This is a genomic window from Pseudomonas sp. FSL R10-2189 (assembly GCF_009600325.1).
In the GTDB taxonomy this organism is placed as follows: domain Bacteria; phylum Pseudomonadota; class Gammaproteobacteria; order Pseudomonadales; family Pseudomonadaceae; genus Aquipseudomonas; species Aquipseudomonas helleri.
In genome coordinates this window covers 1-2,000 of record NZ_WIVZ01000080.1, presented here as the reverse complement: position 1 = coordinate 2,000, position 2,000 = coordinate 1, and the positions used below count along the sequence as shown (strand labels likewise).

The 2,000-nt window shown below is 59.9% G+C and carries 1 protein-coding gene and 1 pseudogene; both read left to right on the top strand.

The genetic code is table 11. The features are described from left to right. Window positions 1-89: 89 nt before the first annotated feature. Window positions 90-194 (top strand): annotated as a pseudogene (locus GHO32_RS27320) (MbeD/MobD family mobilization/exclusion protein); the annotation flags it as partial. Between the two features lie 147 nt (window positions 195-341). Beyond that, window positions 342-1,289, top strand: a complete 948-nt coding sequence (locus GHO32_RS25885) for a replication initiation protein (protein WP_372239843.1) — start codon at window positions 342-344, stop codon at window positions 1,287-1,289. Window positions 1,290-2,000 lie beyond the last annotated feature (711 nt).

Sequence of the window (2,000 nt, the reverse complement as noted above, 5' to 3'; positions counted from 1 at the left end):
GGTAGCTGGTGACACGAGTGTTGAGCCCACCCAACTAGGGTGACGGAAATTTCTGGGGTTCCGGCTTACATCCCCAGTACGAGCGCAGCCAGACAGAGAACATGGCCCTGTCGCAGCAGGTGCAGAGCTTGAGCGGGCAGGTGAACGACTTGGCGCAGCGCGTAGAGGGTTTGAGCCGCGCGCTCAGGAAGTGATCCAGGAGCATAAGCGGCATAAGTCGCGCAGCGGGCCCACCTTGGGTTAGGCTGGCCCCCAGAAAAAACAAAACCCCCGTGCTCTATTCAACTTGCCGGAAGAGAGAGCGACGGGGGCCCCGATAAGAGCACTGGAGTGCCCTGAACGTGTCGAAAGCATATCACGCCACCATCGCAGATCAACCAGGACAACTCGACTTGTTCCGGGAGCGCCTGCCTGCCAAGCCGTATCACACCGACGACCTGCGCGCAGGGCTCCAGGTGCGCAGCGCCGAGCGCGCCGCTCTGGCTCGATACATCCAGCCAAACGGGCCTACGCACCGTTTCTGGCTCGTCTATGACATCGACCGCCCCGGCGCGGCCATCGACTGGAGCGACCGAGGTGCACCGCCGCCCTCGATCACGGCCAAAAATCCCGAGAACGGTCACGCTCACCTGATTTACGGGCTCAAAACGTCCGTGCGCACCGCGTCTGACGCGAAATCTGCGCCCCTGCGGTACGCGGCAGCTGTAGATTGCGCGCTACAGCGTTTACTTGGTGCTGACCTCGGCTATTCCGGTCTTATCTGCAAGAATCCTCTGCACCCGCATTGGCAGGTGACCACTTGGGAGCCGCGCCTGTACACCCTGGCCGACCTCGACAGTTGGCTAGACCTCGAGCCCGCCCAGGATCGCCGTAAGCGCCTCCCGGACTACGGGCTGGGCCGGAACTGCAATCTGTTCGAGCAACTGCGCCTCTGGGCCTACAGGGCGATACGCCAAGGGTGGCCGGACTTCGAGCAGTGGCAAGCCGCCTGCCTCGACCGGGCTCTGATGTACAACGCCGGGTTCGCGGCATCCCTCGATCACCAGGAGGTGCGCCACGTCGCCCGCTCAGTGGCGAAGTGGACGCACCAGCACCTCGACGCCGCCTCGTTTAGCGCGTGGCAGGCGGTACAGGGGCGCAAGGGTGGTAAGGCCAAAGGCGAGGCTTATGCTCTACTCAGAGCACAGGCTCTTCGCTTGCGCAGCGATGGGGTGAGCATCAGAAGCATTGCTAAAGAGCTTTCAGTTGGCACAGGCACTGTGCATTCCTGGGTTAGCACCAAGCGTTAATCGCGGGTTAAAACGACAATAGCTGCGAAGCCATTGTCGTGGCCAGAGCACTCAATACTTGGTTTGTTTGGGTTGTGGCCAACTACCTGGCTGCTGGCAACTGAAACTGACCCGTACCCGTACCCGTATGAGCTGAAAGGCGTGACTGTTTTGACTACCCACCCCTCATCTTTGAGCATCTTGTTGAGGCGTTTCTCATTAGATTGGAACTGCCCTTCTTGGTCGTGCCATCCACTCACAATGTAAATCTGATCCATTCCACCCTCTATATTTAGTGTTCAGATAGCCATATCAGATAATAGCCCGCCAGGTGCTCTTGTTGTGCCCCTCCAGATGTAAATCCCCCCCGATCTTCACAAGTCCAGGTGGTCGCCAGTGCAGTGACCGAAGGGCGCTGTGATGGTGAACGCCCAACAAGCAAAGCGCGTTAGCCACCAACTCAACCAACCTCTGATCTAGAGCCTCTGTAACCTTCTGACACTTGCACGGCTTTTGATTCTAAGCCAGTATACACAGAGGGCCCTCCCGGCGCTTCGCTTGGTCGGTTCCTCTGTGACCTGGTTCAGGGGGCGTGCCGCCCCCCGAAACCCCCCAGCCGGCCCCCGCCGCCGCAGACTAAAGTCCGCAACGTCGCGGGCCTCTACTAAGAGCCAAGCCATGACCGAGCCAAAGCGCGAAAAGATCATCAAGGTGCGGGTGTCCCCCGAGGAA